The 24059-nt window shown below is 69.1% G+C and carries 23 protein-coding genes; 13 read left to right on the forward strand and 10 right to left on the reverse strand.

Going from position 1 to position 24059, the window contains the following annotated elements; all coding sequences use genetic code 11:
* The 5 genes from ACFQ9K_RS06265 to ACFQ9K_RS06285 all read right to left on the reverse strand — a co-directional run bounded on the left by ACFQ9K_RS06265 (position 1) and on the right by ACFQ9K_RS06285 (position 5088).
* A complete protein-coding gene (locus ACFQ9K_RS06265; protein ID WP_378715233.1) occupies positions 1-888 on the reverse strand; it encodes a 2-aminoethylphosphonate ABC transporter permease subunit in 888 nt (295 codons plus the stop codon).
* On the reverse strand, positions 885-2075 hold the full coding sequence (locus tag ACFQ9K_RS06270; protein WP_378715235.1) for an ABC transporter ATP-binding protein: 1191 nt from the start codon (positions 2073-2075) through the stop codon (positions 885-887). The genes ACFQ9K_RS06265 and ACFQ9K_RS06270 overlap by 4 nt, the downstream gene beginning before the upstream one ends.
* Positions 2076-2102: 27 nt before the next feature.
* Positions 2103-3176, reverse strand: coding sequence for a 2-aminoethylphosphonate ABC transporter substrate-binding protein (locus tag ACFQ9K_RS06275; protein ID WP_378715236.1), 1074 nt, complete (start codon positions 3174-3176; stop codon positions 2103-2105).
* Between the two features lie 85 nt (positions 3177-3261).
* Complete coding sequence (locus ACFQ9K_RS06280; RefSeq protein ID WP_378715238.1) at positions 3262-3951, reverse strand: phosphonatase-like hydrolase; 690 nt, start codon at positions 3949-3951, stop codon at positions 3262-3264.
* A 9-nt stretch (positions 3952-3960) separates the two neighbouring features.
* On the reverse strand, positions 3961-5088 hold the full coding sequence (locus tag ACFQ9K_RS06285; protein ID WP_378715240.1) for a TIGR03364 family FAD-dependent oxidoreductase: 1128 nt from the start codon (positions 5086-5088) through the stop codon (positions 3961-3963).
* A gap of 149 nt (positions 5089-5237) precedes the next feature.
* On the opposite strand from ACFQ9K_RS06285, the gene ACFQ9K_RS06290 reads away from it, so the two are divergent.
* Entirely contained in the window at positions 5238-5966 is a 729-nt protein-coding gene (locus ACFQ9K_RS06290) for a GntR family transcriptional regulator (protein WP_378715283.1), read from the forward strand.
* Position 5967: 1 nt separating this feature from the next.
* Here ACFQ9K_RS06290 and ACFQ9K_RS06295 read toward each other — a convergent pair whose 3' ends face one another.
* Positions 5968-6816: a C1 family peptidase gene (locus ACFQ9K_RS06295; RefSeq protein WP_378715242.1), complete on the reverse strand. Its 849-nt coding sequence runs from the start codon at positions 6814-6816 to the stop codon at positions 5968-5970.
* Positions 6817-7088: 272 nt separating this feature from the next.
* On the opposite strand from ACFQ9K_RS06295, the gene ACFQ9K_RS06300 reads away from it, so the two are divergent.
* The gene (locus ACFQ9K_RS06300; protein WP_378715244.1) at positions 7089-7742 is read left to right on the forward strand and encodes a papain-like cysteine protease family protein; all 654 of its coding nucleotides are present in this window, start codon (positions 7089-7091) and stop codon (positions 7740-7742) included.
* Positions 7739-8320, forward strand: coding sequence for a hypothetical protein (locus tag ACFQ9K_RS06305; RefSeq protein ID WP_378715246.1), 582 nt, complete (start codon positions 7739-7741; stop codon positions 8318-8320). Before ACFQ9K_RS06300 ends, ACFQ9K_RS06305 begins: the two co-directional genes overlap by 4 nt.
* Before the next feature lie 18 nt (positions 8321-8338).
* Here ACFQ9K_RS06305 and ACFQ9K_RS06310 read toward each other — a convergent pair whose 3' ends face one another.
* The 3 genes from ACFQ9K_RS06310 to ACFQ9K_RS06320 all read right to left on the reverse strand — a co-directional run bounded on the left by ACFQ9K_RS06310 (position 8339) and on the right by ACFQ9K_RS06320 (position 12298).
* Positions 8339-9349: an LLM class flavin-dependent oxidoreductase gene (locus ACFQ9K_RS06310; RefSeq protein WP_378715248.1), complete on the reverse strand. Its 1011-nt coding sequence runs from the start codon at positions 9347-9349 to the stop codon at positions 8339-8341.
* 102 nt (positions 9350-9451) lie between these two features.
* Positions 9452-11911 carry an ATP-binding protein gene (locus tag ACFQ9K_RS06315; RefSeq protein WP_378715250.1) on the reverse strand — a complete coding sequence of 820 codons (2460 nt, stop codon included), beginning with the start codon at positions 11909-11911 and terminating at the stop codon, positions 9452-9454.
* A gap of 6 nt (positions 11912-11917) precedes the next feature.
* On the reverse strand, positions 11918-12298 hold the full coding sequence (locus tag ACFQ9K_RS06320; RefSeq protein WP_378715252.1) for a hypothetical protein: 381 nt from the start codon (positions 12296-12298) through the stop codon (positions 11918-11920).
* Between the two features lie 199 nt (positions 12299-12497).
* On the opposite strand from ACFQ9K_RS06320, the gene map reads away from it, so the two are divergent.
* The 5 genes from map (at position 12498) to ACFQ9K_RS06345 (ending at position 16308) form a co-directional block, all read left to right on the forward strand.
* Positions 12498-13361, forward strand: coding sequence for a type I methionyl aminopeptidase (gene map, locus ACFQ9K_RS06325; protein WP_378715253.1), 864 nt, complete (start codon positions 12498-12500; stop codon positions 13359-13361).
* Positions 13362-13374: 13 nt separating this feature from the next.
* Entirely contained in the window at positions 13375-14919 is a 1545-nt protein-coding gene (locus tag ACFQ9K_RS06330; RefSeq protein ID WP_378715254.1) for a cobyric acid synthase, read from the forward strand.
* Between the two features lie 97 nt (positions 14920-15016).
* Positions 15017-15310, forward strand: coding sequence for an AbrB/MazE/SpoVT family DNA-binding domain-containing protein (locus ACFQ9K_RS06335; protein ID WP_378715256.1), 294 nt, complete (start codon positions 15017-15019; stop codon positions 15308-15310).
* Positions 15307-15699 (forward strand): PIN domain-containing protein, encoded by a 393-nt coding sequence (locus ACFQ9K_RS06340; protein WP_040737245.1) that lies wholly within the window; start codon positions 15307-15309, stop codon positions 15697-15699. Before ACFQ9K_RS06335 ends, ACFQ9K_RS06340 begins: the two co-directional genes overlap by 4 nt.
* A 45-nt stretch (positions 15700-15744) precedes the next feature.
* Positions 15745-16308, forward strand: a complete 564-nt coding sequence (locus ACFQ9K_RS06345; RefSeq protein ID WP_378715258.1) for an alpha/beta hydrolase — start codon at positions 15745-15747, stop codon at positions 16306-16308.
* Here the strand turns inward: ACFQ9K_RS06345 and ACFQ9K_RS06350 are convergent.
* Entirely contained in the window at positions 16288-17352 is a 1065-nt protein-coding gene (locus tag ACFQ9K_RS06350; protein WP_378715260.1) for an alpha/beta hydrolase, read from the reverse strand. The genes ACFQ9K_RS06345 and ACFQ9K_RS06350 overlap by 21 nt on opposite strands.
* Positions 17353-17558: 206 nt before the next feature.
* On the opposite strand from ACFQ9K_RS06350, the gene mqo reads away from it, so the two are divergent.
* The 5 genes from mqo to ACFQ9K_RS06375 all read left to right on the forward strand — a co-directional run bounded on the left by mqo (position 17559) and on the right by ACFQ9K_RS06375 (position 23898).
* Positions 17559-19088, forward strand: a complete 1530-nt coding sequence (gene mqo / locus ACFQ9K_RS06355; RefSeq protein ID WP_378715262.1) for a malate dehydrogenase (quinone) — start codon at positions 17559-17561, stop codon at positions 19086-19088.
* 18 nt (positions 19089-19106) lie between these two features.
* A complete protein-coding gene (locus tag ACFQ9K_RS06360; RefSeq protein ID WP_378715264.1) occupies positions 19107-19556 on the forward strand; it encodes a GNAT family N-acetyltransferase in 450 nt (149 codons plus the stop codon).
* Between the two features lie 170 nt (positions 19557-19726).
* The gene (locus ACFQ9K_RS06365) at positions 19727-21724 is read left to right on the forward strand and encodes a magnesium chelatase subunit D family protein (RefSeq protein WP_378715285.1); all 1998 of its coding nucleotides are present in this window, start codon (positions 19727-19729) and stop codon (positions 21722-21724) included.
* 144 nt (positions 21725-21868) lie between these two features.
* Positions 21869-22483 (forward strand): cob(I)yrinic acid a,c-diamide adenosyltransferase, encoded by a 615-nt coding sequence (gene cobO / locus ACFQ9K_RS06370; RefSeq protein ID WP_378715266.1) that lies wholly within the window; start codon positions 21869-21871, stop codon positions 22481-22483.
* Positions 22477-23898: a cobyrinate a,c-diamide synthase gene (locus tag ACFQ9K_RS06375; protein ID WP_378715267.1), complete on the forward strand. Its 1422-nt coding sequence runs from the start codon at positions 22477-22479 to the stop codon at positions 23896-23898. The genes cobO and ACFQ9K_RS06375 overlap by 7 nt, the downstream gene beginning before the upstream one ends.
* The last annotated feature ends 161 nt before the right edge of the window (positions 23899-24059 follow it).

Below are 24059 nucleotides of genomic sequence, written 5' to 3' on the forward strand. Positions count from 1 at the left end.
TCAGTTGTCCTTCCTGGCCGTGAACCGGGCGAAGATCAGCCGGTACCCGATGTACAGCGTGAGCGAGAGCAGCACCTGCACCGAGGCGAGCACCGCGGCGCCGGGCAGGTCGAAGGTGACGATGCCGCGGGTGTAGATCAGCGCGGGCAGCGTGATCACGCCCTTGGCCCCGGTGAACAGAACGATGCCGAACTCGTTGAGCGTCAACAGCAATACCAGGCTGCCGCCGGCCGCGAGGGCGGGCCACGCCTCCGGGAGCACCACCTGGCGGAGCACCCGCCACGGCGAGGCGCCGAGGCTGGCCGCCACGTCGAGCTGTTCGCGCGGGAGCTGGGCGAACGCGGCGAGCAGCGGGCGCACGACGAACGGCGTGAAAAAGGTGATCTCGGCGAGGATTACGCCCAGCGGGGTGCTCAGGAAGTTCAGTACCGGTTCGCTGTTCCCGGTGAGGCGGGAGATCAGCGCGTTCACCGCACCGGCCGTTCCGTAGAGGAACGTGAAGGCCAGCGTGATCAGGAACGACGGCAGCGTCAGGACAGTATCGATGAGCCGTCCGACCACCTGCGATCCGGGAAACGGCACGAACGCCAGCACGATCGCCAGGAAGGTGCCGAGCACCAGGCAACCGGCGACCGAACTGACCGCGATGAACACGGTGCGCCACAACGCATCCCGGAATGACTCGGAACCGAGCACCTGCGCCCAGACCGAGGTGCCGCGGCCGGTCGGGGTCACCGTGGACTCGGCGAGCACCCGGATGATCGGATACCCGGCGATGAACAAGACCACCAGCATCGGCGGCAGGCTCCACCCCACCGGCCTCCAGTTACGCCGCCGCCCAGACCGGCTCGACGGCTCGGCCACCGCGATCGGCGCACGTAGCGTCATTGCGGGACCTCGGTGGGGGTGGTGCGGCCGACCGCGCGGGGGATCAGGACGCCGGCCGGGTCCGGGAAGTGGACGCCGACGATGGTGCCGGGGGTGGTCTCGGTCTGGCCGGGGACGTCGGCGGTGACCTCGTCGGTCAATCCGTCGACGGACAGGGTCAAGCGGGTGGACGCGCCGCGCCAGACGGCGGAGAGCACGGTGCCGCGCAACGCGTCTCGCTCGGAGGTGGCGCCGATCCGGACGGTGTGCGGACGCACGCACAGCAGGGCGGGGGCGTCGAGAATCCAATTTGCCTGACCGACTCCGGGTGTGGGTGCTACGGCGCGCAGCGTCTGGGTGCCGACGGTGACGAGTGCCGACCCGCCGGACAGGCGGTTCACCGTGCAGGGCAGCAGGTTCGCCCCGCCCAGGAAGGCGGCGGTGAAGTCGCTGGGCGGTCGCCGCCACAGGTTCGCCGCGGTGTCGATATCGACCAGGCGCGCGTCACACATGACCGCGATCCGGTCGGCCAGCGCGAGCGCCTCGGACTGATCGTGCGTCACGTACAGCATCGCCGTGTCCGGCAACGCCTTTCGCAACTCCTGCAACTCGCCGAGCATGGACTGGCGCAGTTGCGCGTCCAGCGCGGCGAGCGGTTCGTCGAGCAGCAGCACCTTGGGCCGGATGGCCAGCGCTCGGGCGATCGCCACCCGCTGCTGCTGGCCGCCGGACAGCTCGCGCGGCAGCCGCTTGGCGTACGCGCCCATGCCGACCATGGCCAGTGCCTCGGTCACGCGGGCGCCGATCTCGTTGCGCGGCACCCGATGTGACTTGAGCCCGAAGGCGACGTTGCCGTGCACACTCATGTGCGGGAAGAGCGCGTAGGACTGCACGACCACGCCGATGCCGCGTTTGGCGGGGGACAGGTCGGTGACGTCGCGTCCGGCCAGCCGGACCGCGCCCGAGGTCGGCCGGACGAACCCGGCCAGAGCCTTGAGCGCGGTCGACTTGCCGGAGCCGCTCGGCCCGAGCAGGGCGACGGTCTCGCCCGCGGCGACGCGCAGCGTGAAATCGGCCAGCGCGACAGTGGTTTTGCGGCCGCTGCGGTAGCTGACGCCGACCCGGTCGAACACGATCGCCGGTTCGGTGGCGGGGGTTCGGGGCGGGGCAGTGGTGGATGACTTCGTGGGCGCGTCACCGGTGGACATGTCGACTCCTCTGTGCGGGAACGCGGTTCAGCTACCGGTGGCCTTCTGGTAGGCGGCCAGATCGCCGTCCAGGTCGGTGAGCACCTTGTTCCAATCGACCGGCAGCAACTCCACGCCCTTCAGCGCCGCACTCGGGGACGGGCCCGATCCGGTGGCCGGGGCGTCGCGCAGGTCCGCGCGGGCGGGCACCGCGAAAGCGTCCGGGCTCAGGGTCTTCTGCGCCTCGGCCGAGAGCAGGAAGGTCATCAGCTTGGTCGCGTCGGACTTGTGCGGCGCGCCCTTGGCCAGGCCCATCACGTAGGGGACCGCGACCGTCGACCTCTTGCCGTCGGCGGCGGCCGGGAAGAAGACGGTGAACTTCGAGCCCTTGTCCTTGATGGTGGTCAGGTTCATCTGCACGTCGCCGTTGGCGACGGTCAGCTCGCCCTTGTCGACCTTGGCCTGCAACTTCCCGGTGGAGGAAGACGGTCCGACGTTGTTGGCCTGCAACTTGTTCAGGTAGTCCAGCGCGCCCTGCTTGCCGAGCAGCTTCTGCAGCAGGATCAGCACGGCGGTGCCGTCGCCGGCCTGGCCTGGCGTCGAATACTGCAGCTTGCCTTTGAATTCCGGCTTCAACAGATCGTCCCACCTGAGCGTGGACCCGTCGACCGACGGGTTGGCGATGAAGCAGAGGTAGTTGTTGGCCAGGGTGACGAACTTGCCCTCGGGGTCCTTGTCGGCGGCCGGGACGGCGCTGGTGTCGACGCCGCTGTCCTGGAGCAGCCCACTGGCTTTCGCCTTCTGGATGAACGGCGGCAGCGTGACGACCAGGTCGGCCTGCGGGTTGGCCTGCTCCTTGTCGACCCGGTTGACGACCTCGCCGGAACCCGCCTCGACCAGATTGACCGCGATCCCGGTCTGCTGCTGGAACGCGGCGAACTGGGTCTGATACCACGGGCCGACGCCGTCGGCGGAGTAGACCGTGACGGTCTTGCCGCCTGCGCTCTCGGTTCCGGTGCCGCCGCAGGCCGCGGTGGCCGCGACGGCGGTCGCGGTGGCGACGAGCAGGGTGGTGCGGGCGAGGGTGCGTGCCAGCAGGACCGGCTTGTACGAAGTACGCACGATGACTACAACTTTCGGTTCGTGAGGAGTGTCGGAGTCGAAGGGGCGGAGGGACCGTCGGCGCCGTGGCGGCCGGTCGACGGGGTCAGAGGTGCTCGGCCAGAACCAATTCGGCGAACTCGACCACCGACGGCACGACGTGGGTGGCGCCCGCCGCACGCAGCTGCGCCTCGTCGTGCGCGCCGGTGAGCGTGCCCGCGACGATCCGGGCGCCCGCGGCCAGTCCGGTGGCCACGTCGCTGGTCGTATCGCCGAGCACCGCAACGCGATCCACGGCGTCGGCGTGCAGGCGCAGCAGCGCGGTGAGGACCAGGTCGGGGAAGGGGCGGCCGCGGCCTGCGTCGGACGGGGCCAGGGTGAGGTCGGCGATGTCCCGCCAGTCCAGCGCGTTCAGCAGGCGATCCTGCGTGCTCCGGCTGAATCCGGTGGTGAGCGCGACCTGGACGCCCGCGCCGCGCAGCGTGCCGATGGCCTCGGCCGCACCGGGAATCGGGGTGATCTCCACCTCGTCGATCAGCGCTTCGTAGGCACGTTCGAACGCCGCGTTGGCCGCCTGGGCGCGGTCTTCGTCATCGAGCAGCGCGCGGAAGACGGCGATCTTGGACTGACCCATCGTGTCGAGGACGTACTGGCGGGCCTGTTCGCGTCGCGGCCCCTCGGCTTCGATGCCTGCCGCGGTCGCGGCGGCGTCGAACGCGCGCAGCACCAGACCGCCGTCGGCCACGGTGGTGCCCGCCATGTCGAGCACGGCGAGTTGAATGGTGTTGTTCGTCAACGTGATTCCTTAGAGGTTCAGCAGGTCGGCGGTTTCCTCGCCGAGCGCGGGGCCGAGGGTCATGCCACGGCCGCCGGGCCCGGTGATCACCCAGGTGTGCGCGCCCGCCTGCGCGCGGGTGACGATCGCGGCCGGGTCCAGGCTCTGGCTGTAGACGCCGGCCCAGCGCCGGACCACCTGCGGCAGTTTGCGTCCGAGCAGTTCCTCGGTCACCGCGGTGAGGTGTTCGTAGGGGGCCTCGTCCACGTCGAACGCGAACGGCTCGTCGTATTCGTGGGTGTCGCCGATGGTGAGCCCGCCGTGCAGGCGCTGCACGCAGAGCAGCTGCATCTTGTGTTCGGCGGCGGTAGCCGATTGGGACTGTTCGCGATTGAGCGTGTCCACCTGCTCGCCGGCGAATCCGGGGTAGTAGCGGAAGCTGTCGCCGTCGGCGATGGCGGTGGTGAGCGGCTCGCCGAGCGGGGCGGTCTGCATCATCTGCAACCGGACCCGGCGCACCGGGAGGTGGTCGGCCAGCTCGCGGGTCAGGCCGCCGTGCGCCGCGCCGGGGCAGGCCAGCACCAGGTCGGCGTCGAAACGGCGGCCCTGGTCGTCGAGCACGGTCGCGCTCGCGGCGGTGTCGGTGACCGATCGGGCCTCGGTGCCGGCGTGGAAGGTGTAGCGGCCGGTGGCCGCCAGGTAGGCGCGCAACGCGGGCAGCGCCTGCCGCGACTCGACCGCGGCGTCCGTCGAACAGTGCAGTCCGGCAAAGAATTTCCCGCGCAGCGCGGGGTTGAGCGCGCGCACCTGTTCCGGGTCGAGCAACTCGAACCCGCGCGCCTCGGCGGACGGTCCGGCCGCGGCCGCCTCGGCGACGGCCAGCTCGACGGGGGTGCGGACCAGCGTGATCGACCCGGCCGGGCGGAACCCGACGCCGGGGACCCGGCCGCCGATCTCCTCCCACAGCTGCCGCGAGCGCAGCGTCAACTCCAGTTCGGCGGCCGAGCGCCCGGACACCCACACCAGGCCGAAGTTGCGTACCGTGGCGCCGCGGGCCTCGGTCTCCCGCTCCAACTGCACGACCTCGTGACCGCGGCGGATCGCGGCCAGGGCGTGGGCGGTGCCGAGGATCCCACCTCCGATGATGACCAATCGCATGGGAGTCATGGTGCACATTGGTCTAGACCAACGGGTGTTTCCCTTGCGAACGCCAGGTTAACAATTGGTATAGACCAATTGTGGGTATGCTGTGCCACATGGAAGCAACGGAGGTGGACGGGGTCGGCGCCGCGGTGGCGCCCGACGAGATGCCCGGCGGGCGAGCCGAATTGGCGCTGCCCGACCGGCTGCCGAAGTCCTATCGCGTGCGCACCGAGTTGGAGAGGATCCTCGACGACCTGGCCGAGGGCGATCCGGTGCCGTCGGAGCGAGATCTGGCGGTCCGCTTCGAGGTGGCGCGCGAGACCGTCCGTCAGGCGCTGCGAGACCTGTTGGTGGAGGGCCGGATTCGCCGGCAGGGGCGTGGCACCGTGGTCTCGCGCCCGAAAATGGTTCAGCCGCTGTCGCTTCGCTCCTATACCGAAGGCGCCATCAGCTACGGTCGCGTTCCCGGACGCCTGCTGGTCAGCTGGGACGACGTCCCGGCCGACGCCGACACCGCCCGCGATCTGGCTGTCCCCGTGGGCACTTCGGTCATGCACCTCGAACGGGTCCTGCTCGCCGACGGCGAGCGCATCGGCCTGGAAAGCACCTACCTACCGCTGCACCGCTTCGCCGGCCTGCGCGCCGACTACGATCCCACCACCTCGCTGTATGCCGCGGTCCGCGATTCCGGTGTCAGCTTCGGCCGGGCCACCGAGCGCATCGAGACCGTCCTCGCCTCCCCGCGCGAGGCCGCCCTCCTCGAATGCACCACGGCCCTACCGCTTCTGCTCCTGCACCGCCGCAGCCTCGATGCCGACGGCGACCCGATCGAACGCGTCCGCGGCCTCTACCGCGGCGACCGGATCGCCTTCGAGGCCCACCTCACCAAATAGCTCAGGCGGGCAGTAGTCGGCCCATCGAGTGGATTTCGTTCACGTCGGCGCCGGTGATGAAGGACCAGGGGGCGGTGAAGAAACCGTTCTTGCCCCAGTTCGGGCCCCAGGAATTCTCGACCGTCACGCCTTTCGCGTCGTACCCGACGATGGTCACCTCGTGGCCGCCGAGGATTTTCTCACGGGGCGACGGGTTGTAGTTGTCGTTGGTGCTGTCCAAGTTTTCGAAGCTTTCCCTGGCGTCGAAGCCGAAGGGGACGGGCAGGCCGGCGGCTATCGCCTTCTTGATGTTGGTGACGATATCGCCCTTGGTGAGATCCTGTGCGCCGGATAGTTTGTAATGGATGGCGTTGGCGCGTTCCTTCGCGTCGGGCTGGGTGGTGTAGTCGAAATCGCCCTGCCAGTAGTCGGCTTTGGTGTCGATGCCCTGTTGCTGTTCCAGCGGCAGGGCCACTCCGGCGTAGGTGCCCTGGTCGTTGCCCTGGGCGATCTGCGCGTAGATGAACATGGGCGCCATCGGATCGCCGGCGATCTGCTGCTCGTTCATCAGCACCCCGTACCCGGTGTATCCGGTCGCCCAGGTGACGCAGGAGCCGACCGGACCCTGATCGCCTGCGGGTAATGCGTACTGGCGCAACGAATATGCGGCCGGTGGTGCGCCGACGGCGCCCAACTGCACCGGCAGCGTGGTGCCGACGGTGGTATCCCGGCCGAGGCTGTCCTTCGCGGCCGCGCGGTCGAGGCCGAACGCGTGGTGCTTGATCTGCGGAGCGGGTTCGTCCGGGGCGGCATGCGCGGTGGCGGACACCGCGAGGCCGATTCCCAGGGCGGTTACGAAAGCGGTGGACAAGCGCGAATAGTGCAAGGTTCCTCCTGCTGAGCCCCCATGATCCATCATTTCCGGATGGAATGATCGGTGAACTGAACAGGGAGTGTTCCACGGCATTCGGGCGACGACAATATAAAAGTCACCATGATTCATTTAAGTCATGGTTAACGGCGGTGTCCCGCAAGTAAATTCGCCCAAGTCGCCCATTCTTCCGGTGCATCCGCGCGAACATATTGCGACCGAGTGCGCGGATATGTAGCGTGCCATCGTATTTCCGCTCGGAAGGATGCGGCATGACGCGTAAATGGAAGCTGTGCGGCGGCCCGGTCGCGATGTTCCTCGCCTTGGCGCTGCACGGCTCCGCCGTCGCCGACCCGGGTCCGGTCGATGGGCCCGCGGCCGGGCATTCGCACGGGTTGACGGTGACGCCGAATCTGCCGCGGGTGCCGGAGCCGCGCGTCGCGGTCTTCGGCGCGCAGACCTTGCCGTATCTCCAGCAGGCCCAGACCGCGGATCAATGGTGCTGGGCGGCCGACGGCTCATCGATAGCCACCTATCTGCACCGGCCCATCAGTCAGAACCAGTACTGCGCGCTGGTACACGGCGTCAGCGCCGCGGGTGCCTGCCCCAACGAGGAAGCGTCGCTCGAGCAGATCGCCTCGGCGTTCCGGGGGATCGGCTTCACCGCGGCCGTCGGCGCACCCTTGTCGATGACCAAGGTCGTCGAGGAGATCTCGGCCGATCGGCCGATCCTCACCGGCATCGCGTGGGCCGCCGGTGGCGGGCACGCACAGGTGATCTACGGCTTCGACGTGGACGCGGGCACCATCACCTACGGGGATCCCTGGCCGTCCTCGCGGCGCACCGTCACTCAGTCGATCGACTCCTACACCCGGAACTCGGACTGGACGTGGTTCGGCGAGGATTACGGCATCGCGCCCCGATGACCGGGCCTGCACTGCGGGTCGCGGCCGGATTGCTGGCCGCCGGTCTGGCCCTGGCCGGGTGCGCGGATCGCGGCGCGCCCGCGCCGGCGTGGGAGCGCGAGCCGGACGACGGCGTCATCGACCGCGCGATCGACACTCCGGCCGCGCAGCGCCTCGTGGCATCGTTCGCTCGATCGTCGGGTGCGTCGAATGATGTTGGGGCCGTGGCGCTTCGGCGAGACGGCGCACCGGTCACGGTGTACGCGACCGATCCGAGGTCGGCCGCCGATCCGACGCTCGAGCACGCCGGAATCGAGTCCTACATCGCGGTGCCGGTGCGGATCGCCGGACGCGAGACCGCCGATACGGTGCAATTGGAACCGGCCTCGCCGTATCTACCCCGAGCCATGGCCACGGGATCGGACGAGACGAGTCAACCCCGGGCCGCCGACGCGCGACTGCTGCTCGACTATCCGACCCACACCTGGTTCGCGTGGACGCGAACCAGGGTCACCGTGATTTCCTCGGGCACGGCCCCGGCGTTGGCGGGCACGGCATTCGACAGCGCGCAGTTCCACGCCTGGCTGCGAAACCGTTGACCCGCACCGGGTTCCGGCTCAACCGACCTGCGGGGCGACCTTCGCGCCGAGCAATTCGATGTTGTGCAGGACCTTGTCGTGCGGCAGCGTGCCGACGCTGGTGTGCAGCATGAACCGGTCCAGGCCCAGGGTGTCGCGGATGTCGGCGATCTTCTCCGCGACGTAGTCGGGGTTGCCGACGAACAGTGAACCTTCCTTCGAACGGAGTCCGTCGAATTGGGCGCGGGTCATCGGGCCCCAGCCGCGTTCCCGGCCGATGACGCTCATGGCGCGGGCGTAGGGCTCGTAGAAGTCGGCGATGGCCGCTTCCTCGGTATCGGCGATGTAGCCGTGCGCGTGCACCGCCACCGGCTGCTTCTCGTGGCCGCCCTCGGCGAGCGCGCGGTGGTACAGGTCGACCAGCGGCTTGAACCGGGCGGGCTGTCCGCCGATGATCGCGATGGCCAGCGGGAGGCCGAGAAGTCCGGCGCGCACGACGGATTCGGGGGAGCCGCCGACCGCGATCCACACCGGCAGCGGGCGGTTGTCGGTGCGCGGGTAGACGGTGGCGTTGTGCAGCGGCGCCCGGAACTTGCCGTTCCAGGTGACCGGCTCGTCCTCGCGCAGGTGCAGCAGCAGCGCCAGCTTCTCTTCGAAGAGCTCGTCGTAGTCGGACAGGTCGTACCCGAACAACGGGAAGCTCTCCGTGAACGACCCGCGGCCGGCCATCAGCTCCGCGCGGCCGTTGGACAGTCCGTCCAACGTCGAGAAATCCTGGTACACCCGTACCGGATCATCCGAGCTGAGCACGGTGACCGCACTGGTCAGCTGGATCTTCTCGGTCCGCGCCGCGATCGCGGCCAGCACAACGGCCGGCGAGGAGGCGGCGAAATCCTTGCGATGATGTTCCCCGACGCCATAGACGGCAAGTCCGGCCTGCTCGGTGGCCACCGCCTCCTCGACCACCTCGCGCAACCGCTCGGCCGCGGTCGGCGCGGGCCGGTCCCCGGCCGGATACAGCTCGGCGAACGTCGTGAGTCCCAATTCCACGGTCGAGCCTCTTCCTTCAGTAGTGTCTATGTCAACCAGTAGCTTAAACGGACCACGGTCCGCAGGTATTCCGCGCGGGTCGGGGAGCCGACCGGCATCGGGTCACGAGGCCGGCAGGTCCCGCTCCAGCGTGGCGAGGTACGCGGCCGCCGGTCCCGCCTCGGGAACCCCGAGTCGCCGGTAGATCTCGACCGCTTCGCGTAAGGGGGCCAGCGCGGCGCTGCTCTCGCCGAGGCCGGTCCGGCACCGGGCGAGCCCCTCCAGCGCGCGGGCCTGTTCGAACGCGTTGCGGGTGCTGCGGGCGAATTCCAGTGCGTCGGTGAACACCTCGACCCCCTTGCCCAGCTCGCGGGTATCGAGCAACAACTGCCCGATCTCGTTGTACGCGATGGCTTCCCAGAAGCCGCCACCCAGCTCGCGCAGGATCGTGACCGCCCGCTGGAACAGAGTGGAGGCCTGCGCGTAATCCCCGGTCAACCGGTGTGCGATGCCGAGATTGCCGAGCGCGTTGGCCTCGCCGACGCGATTGCCGATCTCGTGCAGGATGACCTGCGCCTGCTGGAGCACGGCGATGGCCTCGGCGTAGTCGCCCGTGCGGTGGTGCACGATGCCGAGATTGGTCAACGCAGTGCCCTCGCCGAAACGGTTGCCGAGGTCGCGATAGATCGTCAGCGCCTGTCGGCACAGGTCGGCCGCCTCCGGGTGGTCTCCGGCACGCTGGTGGCTGAAGCCGAGATTCATCAGCGTGGTCGCTTCGCCGAAGCGATAGCCGACGTCGCGATAGAGCGCCAGGGCCTGCCGCAGTTCCACGACTCCGCTGTCGCCGCCGATCCACTGCCGTAAGGCACCGAGGTAGACCAGGGCGTTGGCCGCGCCGAGTCGATCACCGATCGCGCGGCAGATGGTCAGTGCCTGGCGCAGTTCGCCGGCGCCTGCGTCGTCCCCGGCCCATTGCCGTAGCGCGCCAAGATAGGTGAGGACGTTGGCCTCGCCGAGGCGGTTGCCGAGATCGCGATAGCGGGCCAGCGCCTGCTCGTACAGGTCGATCGCCACGGCGTGGTCCTCGGTCAGCGAGTGCACGCGGGCCAGGTCGGTCAGCGCGTTCGCCGCACCGACCCGGTCGCCGATCCGGTCGGCCGCGCATTGCGCCTGCCGGTGTAGTCGCCTGGCCTGCGGCCACGGTCCGTCGTGTTCCAGCAGTGCCGCGAGCACCCCGGTCAGGTCGGCGACCCGCGAAAGCTGATGGGCGACCGCGTAATCGATACAGTTCAGCAGATTGACCCGCTCGCCGCGCAGCCAGGCCAACGCCTGCGCCTCGTCATCGAAATCCCGGATCGCCCCGTCCGGAGTGACCGCCGCGGTGATCGACCCGGTGGGGCGCGTGACATGGGCCACCCGCCGGTCCGCGTGGACGGCGGTGTGCTGGTAGTAGTCCAGCAGACGATCCAGCGCCCGGTCGTCGAGTGGGTCTTCGGTGGCGAGCGTCCGGGCGTACTCGCGCAGCAGATCGTGCAGCCGGTACCGACCGGGCAGGGTCTCGTCGATGAGATGGTCCACGTAGAGCGCATCGAGTTCGCGCCGCACCACAACTACCGGGAGACCGGCGAGCGCTGCGGCGGCGGCGCTGTCGATATCGATGCCCGGATGCAGGCCGAGGTACCGGAACAACCGCTGCCGCCCGGGTGGCAGGTGCTGATAGGACATCGTGAAGGCCGCGTACACCGCGCGGTCGCCGGCGTCGAGCTCGGTGAGCCGATCGCTGGTCGCCGCGAACCCGGCGGCCAGGTCCGGGATGGTCCAGGCGGGGTGGTGGGCGAGCCGTCCGGCCAGCAACGCGATCGCCAAGGGCAAACAGCCGCACGCCCGGGTGATCCTGGCGACCGCTTGACGATCGTTGTCGGTCATGGCGGGACGGTGCGCGAGCACGCAGAACAGCTCGACGGCGAGCTCGGGGTCGAGCACCTCCAACGCCAATGGCTTCGCCGCGTCGAGCGCGATCAGGCGCCGACGGCTCGTCACCAACGTCAGACAGCCCGGACCGGCGGGCAGCAGCGGCTCGATCTGGGCATGATCGCGGGCGTCGTCCAGCACCAGCAACACGCGTTTACCGGCGAGCCGATCACGCCACTGATCGCGGCGACCATCGAGGCCGTCCGGAATATTGCGTGGCTCGATCCCCAGGCCGATCAGCAACCTGCCCAGCACGTCCGCGGGGTCGGCGGGGCTGTGCCCGGGCGTGTGGGTGTGCAGATCGATGAAGTAACGGCCATCCGGAAACTGCGGCGCCAGGACGTGGGCGGCCCGGGTGACCAGCGCCGTCTTACCCACCCCAGGCATGCCGTCGACGGTGTGCACCGATATCGCCCCCGGTCCCGCCGCGTCCAGGATGCGTTGCAGTTCGAGCTCTCGATCGATGAACACCCCGACATCGCGACGCAGGGCGGTGGTCACCACCGGACGCGGCGGCAGCGGCGCCTCGTGCACGGAGGCGTCGATCGTGCCGGAGTTGTCGCCGGCCACGTTGATCTGCCGAGCCTGCTCGCGAGCGTCGAACTCGGGCACGGATCCCTACCCGAGATTGATGGTGCCGGTGTTGTCGCCGTGAATGTTGACCTGCCTGGCGTCGTCGAACGCCTGCGCCACGAACACCTCCGCCGTCCGATCCCGCCGCGCCGCGCTCACCAGGCGCTGTACGTCATCGGCGAAGCCGGGATCACGTCCGGCCACCGCGGCGACCCGGTCGGCGACCATCGCTCGCGCCTGCGGCGTATCGGCCGAAGTCGTCAGCGCGGTAAGGGTTTCGGGCTCGTCGCGGAACCGGGCGGCCACCAGTTCGCGCAGCCGTCCGATCGCTCGTGACGTGCTTGCGCCGGCATCCTTGGCCAGCTCTTCGCCGAACTTCGAAGCCAGCAGTGCCGCGGCCGCAATCCCGAGCGAAACCGGATCCATACCCCACCTCAGTTCTAGGACCGACGTCATCCAGCCTAAGACCGCCGACCGGCGCGACGCAGCCGAACCAAGAGCACCGGCGCCGCAACACCGGAACGACACGCCGCTGGGTCGTCCGAGCCACGTCGGCGCGCGGTCTGTCGGCCTTACCGGTCCGGCGCTCGAGCGCAGGGGATCGGGGCCGATTAGGCTGTTCGTTATGTCTGTCCGCACTCGCAAGCCGCTCGTACCCGGCACCCAGTCACCCACCCGCGAGGTTCCGCGCACGATCGAGCGCCCGGAGTACGCGTGGAAGAAGACCGTCAACGAGGGTCGCGAGCCCTGGGTGCAGACGGCGGAGACGATCGACAAGATGCGGATCGCGAGCAAGATCGCGGCGCAGGCGCTGGAAGAGGCGGGCAAGGCGGTCGCGCCGGGCGTGACCACCGACGAGCTGGACCGGATCGCGCACGAGTACATGTGCGACCACGGCGCGTACCCGTCGACGCTGGGCTACAAGGGTTTTCCGAAGTCCTGCTGCACCTCGCTGAACGAGGTCATCTGCCACGGCATTCCGGACTCGACGGTGATCGAGGACGGTGACATCGTCAATATCGACGTCACCGCCTACATCCACGGGGTGCACGGCGACACGAACAAGACGTACCTGGCCGGCGACGTCGACGAGGAGGTCCGGCTGCTGGTCGAACGGACCGAAGAGGCCACGCTGCGCGCGATCAAGGCGGTCCGGCCGGGCCGGGCGCTGAACGTCATCGGGCGGGTCATCGAGTCCTATGCGAACCGGTTCGGCTACGGCGTGGTCCGCGACTTCACCGGGCACGGGGTCGGTCCGACGTTCCACAGCGGCCTGGTGATCCTGCATTACGACCAGCCGGCCATCGAGTCGATCATCGAGCCGGGCATGACCTTCACCATCGAGCCGATGATCAACCTCGGCGGCATCGACTACGAGATCTGGGACGACGGCTGGACCGTGGTCACCAAGGACCGCAAGTGGACCGCGCAGTTCGAGCACACCCTGGTGGTCACCGACACCGGCGCGGAAATCCTCACCCTCCCGTGAACCGAACCGCGCGGTGAAGGGCGCGCTGCTCGTCGCGGGAACCACGTCGGACGCGGGCAAAAGCGTTGTGGTGGCGGGCATCTGCCGGATGCTGGCCCGGCGCGGGGTGCGGGTGGCGCCGTTCAAGGCGCAGAACATGTCGAACAACTCCGTGGTCACCCTGGACGGTGGGGAGATCGGCCGCGCGCAGGCGTTGCAGGCGCAGGCCTGCGGGCTGGAGCCGAGCGTGCGGTTCAACCCGGTGTTGCTGAAGCCGGGCAGCGATCGGCGCTCGCAGCTGGTGGTGCGCGGCAAGGCGATCGGCACGGTCGGCGCGCGGGACTACTTCCAGCACCGGCAGCGGCTGCGCGAGGTGGTCGCCGACGAACTCGCCTCGCTGCGCGCCGAATTCGACGTGGTGATCTGCGAGGGCGCCGGATCACCCGCCGAAATCAATCTGCGCGCAACGGATCTGGCGAACATGGGCCTCGCGCGGCCCGCCCGGCTTCCGGTGCTGCTGGTCGGTGACATCGATCGCGGCGGCGTGCTGGCGCACCTGTTCGGCACCGTCGCCATCCTGGAACCTGAGGACCAGCGACTGATTTCCGGATTCGTGATCAACAAGTTCCGCGGCGACGTCGAACTGCTCCGTCCCGGCCTGGACCGGCTGACCGAACTGACCGGCAGGCCCACCCTCGGCGTGCTCCCGTACCGCGACGATCTCTGGATCGACGCCGAGGACTCGCTGAGCACCCTCGCCGACACGCCGGTCGGCCGCCCGCGGCCGCCGGTCGGCACCGAATGGCTCACCGTCGCCGCCGTCCGGCTGCCCCGCATCTCCAACTCCACCGACATCGAGGCGCTGGCCTGTGAGCCCGGCGTCGCGGTGCGCTGGGCGAGCGAACCGTCCCGCCTGACCGAGGCCGACCTGGTCGTGCTGCCCGGCAGCAAGGCGACGGTGTCGGACCTGGAGTGGTTGCGCCGCACCGGAATCGCCGACGCACTGCGCGTACGGGCCGCGGCAGGCCGCCCGATCCTCGGCATCTGCGGTGGCTATCAGATGCTGGGCACCCGAATCGTCGACCCGATCGAATCGGGCGCGGGCCCGGTGGACGGACTCGGCCTGCTCGACCTGGAGATCGAGTTCGCCGACCCGAAGGTGTTGCGCCGCAGCACTGGTCATGACACCACGGGAATCCCGGTGCACGGCTACGAGATCCACCACGGCCGGGTGACCGGCAACGGAGACCGTCCGTGGCTCGACCTCGACGGCGAACCGGAAGGCAGTGTGCGTCAAGCCCTCTGGGGCACTCACCTGCACGGCCTGCTCGAATCCGACGAATTCCGCCGAACCTGGCTGCGTTCGGTGGCCGTCGCGGCCGGCCGCACGGGTTTCGTTGCCGCCGAAGACACTTCCGTCGCCACCGTGCGCGCGACTCAGCTCGATCTGCTCGCCGACCTCGTCGAGCAGCACCTCGATCTGGACCGGCTGGAACGCCTGCTCACCGACGGCGCGCCGCTCGAGCTGCCCATCCTGGCGACCCAGGCGCTCCCCAGTTCGGCAACCTCGCGCGGCTGAACTGTTGACGCGGCGTACCTCGCCCCTTACCTTTCAGTAAGGAATTCGGCTCCGGGTAAGGCGCGCGGGGCGATGGGCGTGGGAGTAGCACGGGTCGGTGACTGAAGTGGCAGACAAGAAGTCCAACAGCAGGGCGGGAAACGTGGTGTCCGCGACCGTGACGAGCAAGGGCCAGATCACCATCCCGATCGATGTCCGGGTCGCCATGGGGCTGCGCGCCGGGGTCCGGGTCGCCTTCGTGCCCACCGTCAACGGCACCTACGAACTGGTGCCCGAGACCCGAACCATCAAGTCGCTCAAGGGGATAGTCGGCTGGTCCGGCTCGCCGATCGGCCTCGCGCAGATGAACGAGGCGATCACCGGAAACGTCGTGGAAGGCAAGCAGAAATGATCGGTCTGGACGCCAATGTACTGATCCGCTACCTCACCCAGGACGATCCGGAGCAGTCCGCGCGCGCCAACCAGGTGATCGATGGTCTCAGCGAAAGCCGTCCCGGCTACGTGACGATGATCGTGCTCGCGGAGATCCACTGGGTGCTGCGCCGCGGCTACAAGCAGGACCCCGAGGCGGTCACCGACGTGCTGCTCGGCCTGCTCGACTCCACCGAGATCGTGGTCGAACGCGCCGACACCGTGCGCCAGGCGCTGCGCCGGGCCGCCGACGGCGCGGACTTCGCCGACGCGCTCATCCAGCAGCTCGGTCAGGAGGCCGGCTGCGACCTCACCGTCACCTTCGACCACAACGCCGGTGAACGAGCCGGTATGCGGCTGTTGGCCTGACGAAGACCGGGCCTCGTTCAGCAGACCCGTGTAGCGTCATTCGGCATGAAATCTCGGCAGATCACGGTGGGCGATCGGGCGTGGACCGTGCGGGTAGACGGCCCGGAATCCCGGCACAGCGTGCTGTTGCTGCCCGACGCGAACGACCCGGCGGACGTCTACGACCAGGTATGTGCTCGATTGCACAATTCGGATCTGCGCACGGTGGTGCTGGAGTCGATCGAGGGGCTCGACGCCGCGGGCGTCACCGCGATCCTGGATCAGATCGGCGTGCCCTGGGCCAACGTGGCCGCGCGCGGCACCGGCGCGGAACTGGCGTGGCGAGCCTGCGCGGCCGGATTCGGGCGCTTCATCAGCCTCGTGGTGGCCGATCACGGCCATCCGGCGGCTCCGGGGCCGGACGGGACCGTCGCCGACGCCACGGTCCGTCCCGTCGAATTGCCGACCACGGTGCTGGTGACCAAGAACCTGCCGCGCTCGGTGGCCGACGCCTCCGGCCGCTTCGTCTACGGCGAGTTCCGCGTGGTCGACGTCGACGTCACCAATGTGGCGACCGAGGCCGACCAGGAGCTGGCCACGGAGATCGTGCTACGCACCAGCACCTGGTGAGCCGGACGCGGCTCGGTAACCGGCGAGCCACTTCAGCCAATTGTCGAGTTCGGCGAACGCGTGCGCGAGCGGCTCGGCCGAGGACAGGAACACGTCGTGCTTCGCGCCGTCGATCGGCACGATGTTGGTGCGGTCGCCGAGGCAGCCGGACCAGCGCTGGATCTGCTTGACGTCCAGCACCGCGTCGGCCACGTCGACGGCGGGACCGTAGCGGCGGGCGAACTTCGTCATCCGGGAACGCAGGATCAGCGACGGCACCCCGATGTCGAGCCCGCCGTGCAGTTTCGCGTGCCCGTTGCGGATCGCGCGCAGCCAGCCGAACCGAACCGGGAAGCCGTGCAACGGTTTCCAGTCCAGGTTGTAGTCCCACTCACCGGCCACGCTCTGATGCAGGCTGTCGCCGTAGGTGCTGACCTTCGCGCTGGGCAGTTGGAACATCTTCCGAAACCGGCCGAGCCCCTTGATGATCGGCGTTCCGACGGTCCGGTAGTAGGACGGGCCCTGCAGATCGAACCAGGGACTGTTGAGGACCAAGCCGGCCACACCCGAGGCGGCGGTGCCGCGGTCGCGGTTGAGCCGGTCCAGCCACAGCGGCAGGATCAGCCCGCCGGTGGAATGCGCGGTCAGCACGACCGGTGCGCCGGTCTCTTCCCGCACGATTCGCAATGCCTCGTTCAGCTCGTCGTCATACAGTGCGAGATCGGTCACATAATGCGGCGTCTGCCCGTCGCGTAGCGACCGTCCGCATTTACGCAGATCGAGCGCGTAGAACTGGTAGCCCTGTGCCGCGAAATGCTCCGCGAGATGTTCTTGGAAGAAGTAGTCGGTGAACCCGTGCACGTACAGCACGGCGCCCGCGCCCGCCTCGACTTTTCCGCCGGGCAGATAGCGCACCAGGGTGGCAACGGCCTCGCCTTCGCCGTCCGGATCTGCCCCGAAAGACAGCGTGCGTTGCTGGTACTTCTCGCCGAGGACATCGGCTTTCCACTGGCCATCGCCCTGGGTGTCGGATATCGGAGCGGCGAGTGAAGTTTCCTTTGTCACACACACAATCTAGGTCACATTCGGCGGGTTCGGCGCGGGGGATCGACGTGGTGAGGTGCACAATTGGGGCTAGGTGAACGGCGGGTAACCTAACTCCCGCCATGGTTTAGGAACCCGGACCGAGGCAATAACTCGCAAGCACCGTGCCCAGGCAGGTCCACCCGCCCGGTGGGCCCGCGTAGAAGGACAAGGAAGTCGATCTAGCCGTGCCGAACGCTGCCATGACTGAAAAGACCGATGTTGTACTCATCGGCGCCGGCATCATGAGTGCCACTCTCGGTGCACTGCTGCGCCAGCTGCAGCCCGATTGGTCGATCTCCCTGTTCGAGCGGCTCGACGCCGCGTCGGCGGAGAGCAGCGACCCGTGGAACAACGCGGGCACCGGCCACTCCGCGCTGTGCGAGCTGAACTACAGCCCGCAGAACGCCGACGGTTCGGTGGACATCAGCAAGGCCGTCGACATCAACGAGCGGTTCCAGGTGTCGCGCCAGTTCTGGTCCTACGCCGTGGAGCACAACATCCTCGGTGACCCGTCCCGGTTCATCAATCCGATCCCGCACGTGAGTTTCGTGCACGGTGCGGACAACGTCGAGTACCTGCGCAAGCGCTACGAGGCGCTGGCGCCGCATCCGTTGTTCGAGGGCATGGAGTACATCGACAGCCCCGACGAATTCGCCCGCCGCCTGCCGCTGATGGCCCGCGGCCGTGACTTCTCCGATCCGGTCGCGCTGAACTGGACCGACGGCGGCACCGACATCGACTTCGGTTCGCTCACCAAGGAACTGCTCGCCTACCTCGGCGCGAGCGGCGCGGACCTGGCCTTCGGCCACGAGGTGCGCGACCTGTCCAAGCAGTCCGACGGCTCCTGGCTGGTCAAGGTGCGCAACCTGCGTACCCGCGAAACCCGCACGCTCATCAGCAAATTCGTCTTCGTCGGCGCGGGCGGCGGCGCGCTGCCGCTGCTGCAGAAGTCCGGCATCAAGGAGATCGACGGGTTCGGCGGCTTCCCGGTCAGCGGCCAGTTCTTCCGCTGCACCAATCCGGAGCTGATCCACCAGCACGAGGCCAAGGTGTACGGCAAGGCCGCGGTCGGCGCGCCGCCGATGTCGGTGCCGCACTTGGACACTCGCGTGATCAAGGGCGTGCCCGGCCTGCTGTTCGGCCCGTACGCGGGCTGGACGCCGAAGTTCCTCAAGGAGGGCAAGCTCACCGACCTGTTCAAGTCGGTGAAGCCGAACAATCTGTTCTCCCTGCTCGGCGTCGGCGTCACCGAGCTCGGCCTGACCAAGTACCTGGTCAGTGAGCTGCTCAAGTCCGAGGCAGGCAAGGTGGACACGCTCAAGGAGTTCATCCCGCGCGCCGACGGCCGGGACTGGGAGCTGATCACCGCGGGCCAGCGCGTCCAGGTGATCCGGCGCAAGGGTGCGGGCGGCGTGCTCGAGTTCGGCACCGCCGTGGTCGCCGCCGCCGACGGCTCCATCGCCGGTCTGCTCGGCGCCTCCCCGGGCGCGTCGACGGGCGTCACCGCCATGCTCGACGTGATGCAGCGCTGCTTCCCGACCGAGTACGCCGGGTGGACGCCGAAGCTGCAGGAGATGATTCCCTCACTCGGCGTGAAGCTGTCCGAGAATCCGGCGTTGTTCCACGAAGTATGGGATTGGACCTCCAAGACGCTGAACCTCACGGGTGGCACAGATAACACGCCCGAGCACGCGGGGGTCGCGGCAAACCGCTAGGTGTGATAGCAACAGGCGATGATGTCAACGGTTGCTCTCAAACGGTCATGGGCGTTGGATCTCGACAACGCCACCCTCTATCAGCTGTTGAAACTTCGCGTCGAAGTCTTTGTCGTCGAGCAGAAGTGCGCGTATCCGGAGCTGGACGGCCTGGATCTGCTGCCGGAGACCCGGCACTTCTGGCTCGATGACGAGGGCGAGGTGATCGCCACGCTGCGGCTGCTGGAGGAACACGAGGACGGGGTGAAGTCCTTCCGCATCGGCCGGCTCTGCACCGTCGCGCCGGCCCGCGGGCACGGCTACACCACGCGCCTGTTGCAGGCCGCGCTCGCCGAGGTCGGCTCGGCCACCGTGCGGTTGAACGCGCAGTCCTACCTGGTCGACATGTACGCCAAGCACGGGTTCAAGCCCGATGGCGACGAATTCGACGAAGACGGGATCCTGCACATTCCGATGCGCAAGGGGTGATCGTCGAGCCGTTGATCGGCTGCCGCCCTCGTCGCAGACCCGCGACGGGGGCGGTGGTGTATCCGAGGGGCGACTCGATCCGCAGGGCAGCGTCGGGGGACCGGGCCCCCGGCGCATAGAGTTGGGGCGTGTCGTTGTCCCATGCCGAAACCGCGCCGTCGCCTCACTCGTTGACCGGATCACGTACGCGTCCGGGCAGTGACCTCGAGGTGGGCTTTCCGTTCTCCGCCGTGGTCGGTCAGGAGCGGCTGCAACTGGCGTTGATTCTGTGCGCGGTGCACCCCGGCATCGGCGGCGTGCTGGTGCGCGGCGAGAAGGGCACCGCGAAGTCGACCGTGGTGCGCGCGCTGGCGCAGCTGCTGCCGCCGGTCGTCGACGAGACCGGCGCCCGCCCCGCGCGACTGGTGGAACTGCCGGTCGGCGCGACCGAGGACCGCGTGGTCGGCTCGCTGGATCTGGAGCGGGTGCTGCGCGACGGGGAACAAGCGTTCCGGCCCGGCCTGCTGGCGGCCGCGCATCACGGCGTGCTCTACGTCGACGAGGTCAATCTGCTGCACGACCACCTGGTCGACGTGTTGCTCGATGCCGCGGCGATGGGGCGGGTGCACATCGAACGCGACGGTGTTTCGCATTCGCATCCCGCGCGATTCGTGCTGGTCGGCACCATGAACCCGGAGGAGGGCGAGCTGCGTCCGCAGCTGCTGGACCGGTTCGGGCTCACCGTCGACGTGGCCGCCTCGCGGAACGTGGACGTGCGGATGTCGGTGGTGCGGCGGCGGCTGGACTACGAGGCCGATCCGGCCGGGTTCGCCGAGAGCTATGCCGCCGCGGACCGAGCGATCGCCGAGCGCATCCTGGCCGCGCGCGATCGGGTCGCGGAGGTCGGGCTCGACGACGGGGAGCTGCGCCGAATTGCCGCGCTGTGCGCCGCGTTCGACGTCGACGGCATGCGCGCGGACCTGGTGGTCGCGCGGACCGCGACGGCGCACGCCGCGTGGCGTGGCGCGGACGCGGTCACCGAGGAGGACGTGCGGGTCGCCGCGGAACTCGCGCTGCCGCATCGGCGTCGGCGCGATCCGTTCGACGAGCCGGGGATCAGCGAGGACCAGCTCGACGACGCGATGCGCGATGCGGCCGAGGAAGTGCAGCGCGAGGCGCAGTCGCCCAGCGAGACAAACGAATCCGGATCGAGCGAGGAAACGGGCGAGGGCGATCCCTCGACGCCGGACGCGTCCGGGCCTGCCGGTGACACCGATCCGGACGACGACCCGGACTCGCCGCCCGACGGCCCCGGCGACGGGCAGCGGCCCAGCGCGCGCGAAGGCCGCAGCGGCACACCGAATTCCGCCGCAGCGCCGCCGCCGCGCTGGGAGGTGCCCGGCATCGGCGAAGGAGCACCCGGCCGGCGGTCCCGGGCGGAGTCGCGGCACGGGCGGGTCGTCCGGCCGAGCACCGATACCTCGACCGGCCTGCATCTGCTCGGCACCGTCTTCGCCGCCGCGCCGCATCAGTGGTCACGAGGGCGGGGCGACGGGCCGCTGAAGCTGGCCGCCGAGGATCTGCGTGGCGCGTATCGCGAAGGGCGCGAAGGCAATCTGGTCGTCTTCGTGGTGGACGCGTCCGGCTCGATGGCGTCCAGGGATCGGCTCTCCGCCGTCACCGGCGCGGTCGTCACCCTGCTGCGTGACTCGTACCAGCGGCGGGACAAGGTCGCGGTGATCACGGTGCGCGGGCAGGACGCCGAACTCGTGCTGCCGCCTACGTCTTCGGTCGATATCGCCGTGCGCCGTCTGTCTTCGATGCGGACCGGCGGCAAGACGCCGCTGGCCGCCGGCCTGGTGAAGGCCCGCGAAATCGTGCTGCGGGAACGGGTCCGGGACCCGCGCCGCCGCCCGATGCTGGTGCTGCTCACCGACGGCCGCGCCACCGGCGGTGTCGATCCGCTGCCGCGCGCCCGCGCGGCCGCCGCTCGCCTGGCCAACGAGGGGGTCACCTCGATCGTGGTCGACTGCGAGCGCGGGATGATCCGGCTCGGTCTCGCGGCCGAGCTGGCCCGCGAACTGCGCGGGGGGTATTTGAGATTGGCTGAGCTGACCGGTGATTCGGTCGCCGACGTGGTGCGCGCCGGATCCGGGCGGCCTGGTTCGGCCTCGGTGCGCGCGGCTTGATGCGTGTCGGCTCGGAGATGGGCGGCGGTCGGCGATTCGCAGGAGTTCGGTGGCTGCGCGACCGGCGTGGTGGCCACGGCCGTCCGGTGGATCGGCGCGATGTGGGCGGCTCACTGACGAGTCGTGGACTGACAAGGAGTTTCGATGCCTAAGGGTGTTCCGGAGACCGTGCCCGACGACGGTCTCACCACGCGACAGCGGCGCAATCAGCCGGTGCTCGCGGTGCATACGGGGCCGGGCAAGGGGAAGTCGACCGCGGCGTTCGGCATGGCGCTGCGGGCCTGGAACCAGGGTTTCGACGTCGCGGTGTTCCAGTTCGTGAAGAGCGCCAAGTGGAAGGTGGGGGAGGAGGCGGCCTTTCGCACCCTCGGCACGCTGCACGAGGAGACCGGGGCGGGCGGCGCGGTCGAATGGCACAAGATGGGCGAGGGCTGGTCCTGGACCCGCAAGCAGGGCAGCGACGAGGACCACGCCGCCGCCGCGCTGGCCGGGTGGCAGGAGATCGTCCGTCGGCTGCAGGATCAACAGCACCGCTTCTATGTCTTGGACGAGTTCACCTACCCGCTGAAGTGGGGCTGGGTCGACCTCGACGAGGTCGTCGAAACCCTCAGCACCCGCCCCGGCAACCAGCACGTGGTCATCACCGGCCGCGACGCACCGCAAGCGCTTATCGACGCCGCCGACCTGGTCACCGAGATGACCAAGCTCAAGCACCCCATGGACGCGGGCCGCAAGGGCCAGCGCGGCATCGAATGGTGAACTCCCGCAACCTGGTGCCCGCGGTGGTGATTGCCGCGCCTGCTTCCGGGAGTGGGAAGACTACGGTGGCGACGGGGTTGATCGGGGCGCTGCGGCGGGCCGGTCATCGGGTGGCTCCGTTCAAGGTGGGGCCGGATTACATCGATCCGGGGTATCACGGGTTGGCGGCGGGGCGGCCGGGGCGCAATCTCGATCCGGTGCTAGTGGGGGCGGAGCGGGTGGTGCCGCTGTATCGGCACGGTGCGCTGGAATGCGATCTCGCGGTGGTCGAAGGCGTGATGGGGCTGTTCGACGGGCGCATCGATGAGAACCAGGCCGGGGCGGTCGCCGAGGGATCTACCGCGCAGGTCGCGGGTCTGCTCGGCGCGCCGGTGGTGTTGGTGGTCGATGCGCGCGGGCACAGTCAGAGTTTGGCGGCGTTGCTGCATGGTTTCGCTACCTTCGACAGCGGAATTCGGCTCGGCGGGGTCATTTTGAATCGGGTCGGCAGCGAACGGCACGATCAGGTTCTGCGTGCGGCCTGCGATCGGGTCGGGCTGCCGGTGCTCGGCTCGCTGCCGCGGATGACCGAATTGGAGGTGCCGTCACGGCATCTCGGGTTGATCCCCGCGGTGGAGCACGGCGCCGCCGCCACCGCCGCGGTATCGGCGATGACGGATCTGGTTGCCGCCCATGTCGATCTGCCTGCGATCGCGGCCCTGGCCCGGTCGACCGCGGACGGTCCTGCTTGGGATCCCGCGGAAGCGGTTCGGGGTGAGTCTGTCTCGTCCGAAGCTCCGGCGGGTGCCGGGCCGCTGATCGCGATGGCGGGTGGGCCCGCGTTCACCTTCGGCTACGCCGAGCATCGTGAGTTGCTGCTGGCCGCGGGCGCGCAGGTGGTGGTGTTCGATCCCCTGCGGGACGAATTGCCGAGTGGGACGGGGGGTTTGGTGCTGCCCGGCGGATTCCCGGAGGAGCACGCGGCAGAACTGGCGGCGAATACCGCGCTGCTCACCGCGGTGGCGGAGCAGGCTCGACGCGGCATGCCCGTGCACGCGGAATGTGCGGGATTGCTGTATCTGACCCGCTCACTCGACGGGCACCCCATGGCAGGCGTGATCGACGCCGATGCCGAGTTCGGCCCCCGCCTCACCCTCGGCTACCGAGACGCGGTGGCCCTGGCGGATTCTCCGCTGTGGCGCGCCGGCGAACGCGTCCGCGGACACGAATTCCATCGAACCCGCCTGACCGGAGCCGCCTCGGCGCCCCCGGCCTGGGCGTGGCGCGGCAGCGACGGCGCACCGGCCCGCGAGGGCGCGCTCGTCCACCGGGTCCATGCCTCGTACCTGCACACCCACCCGGCCGGAAACCCGGAAGCCACAACCCGTTTCGTAGCGTCTGCTACCGAGTACGCGGGCACTCTTGCCGACCACTGAGCGAGCGGACCCGAGCCGCGACCACATTGTGGCGCAACCGAGTTGGTGGGTGCTGTCGCACACCGCCGAAGGGATGGGTGCCTCGAGTCGCGATCCGCTTCGTGGCGGCGGCCGGTGCTCGGGAGGTTATCGGGTGGCGGAAAACCGAGACCCAAGCGGGT

The sequence above is a fragment of the Nocardia sp. NPDC056564 genome (genome assembly GCF_042793755.1).
Taxonomy (GTDB): domain Bacteria; phylum Actinomycetota; class Actinomycetes; order Mycobacteriales; family Mycobacteriaceae; genus Nocardia.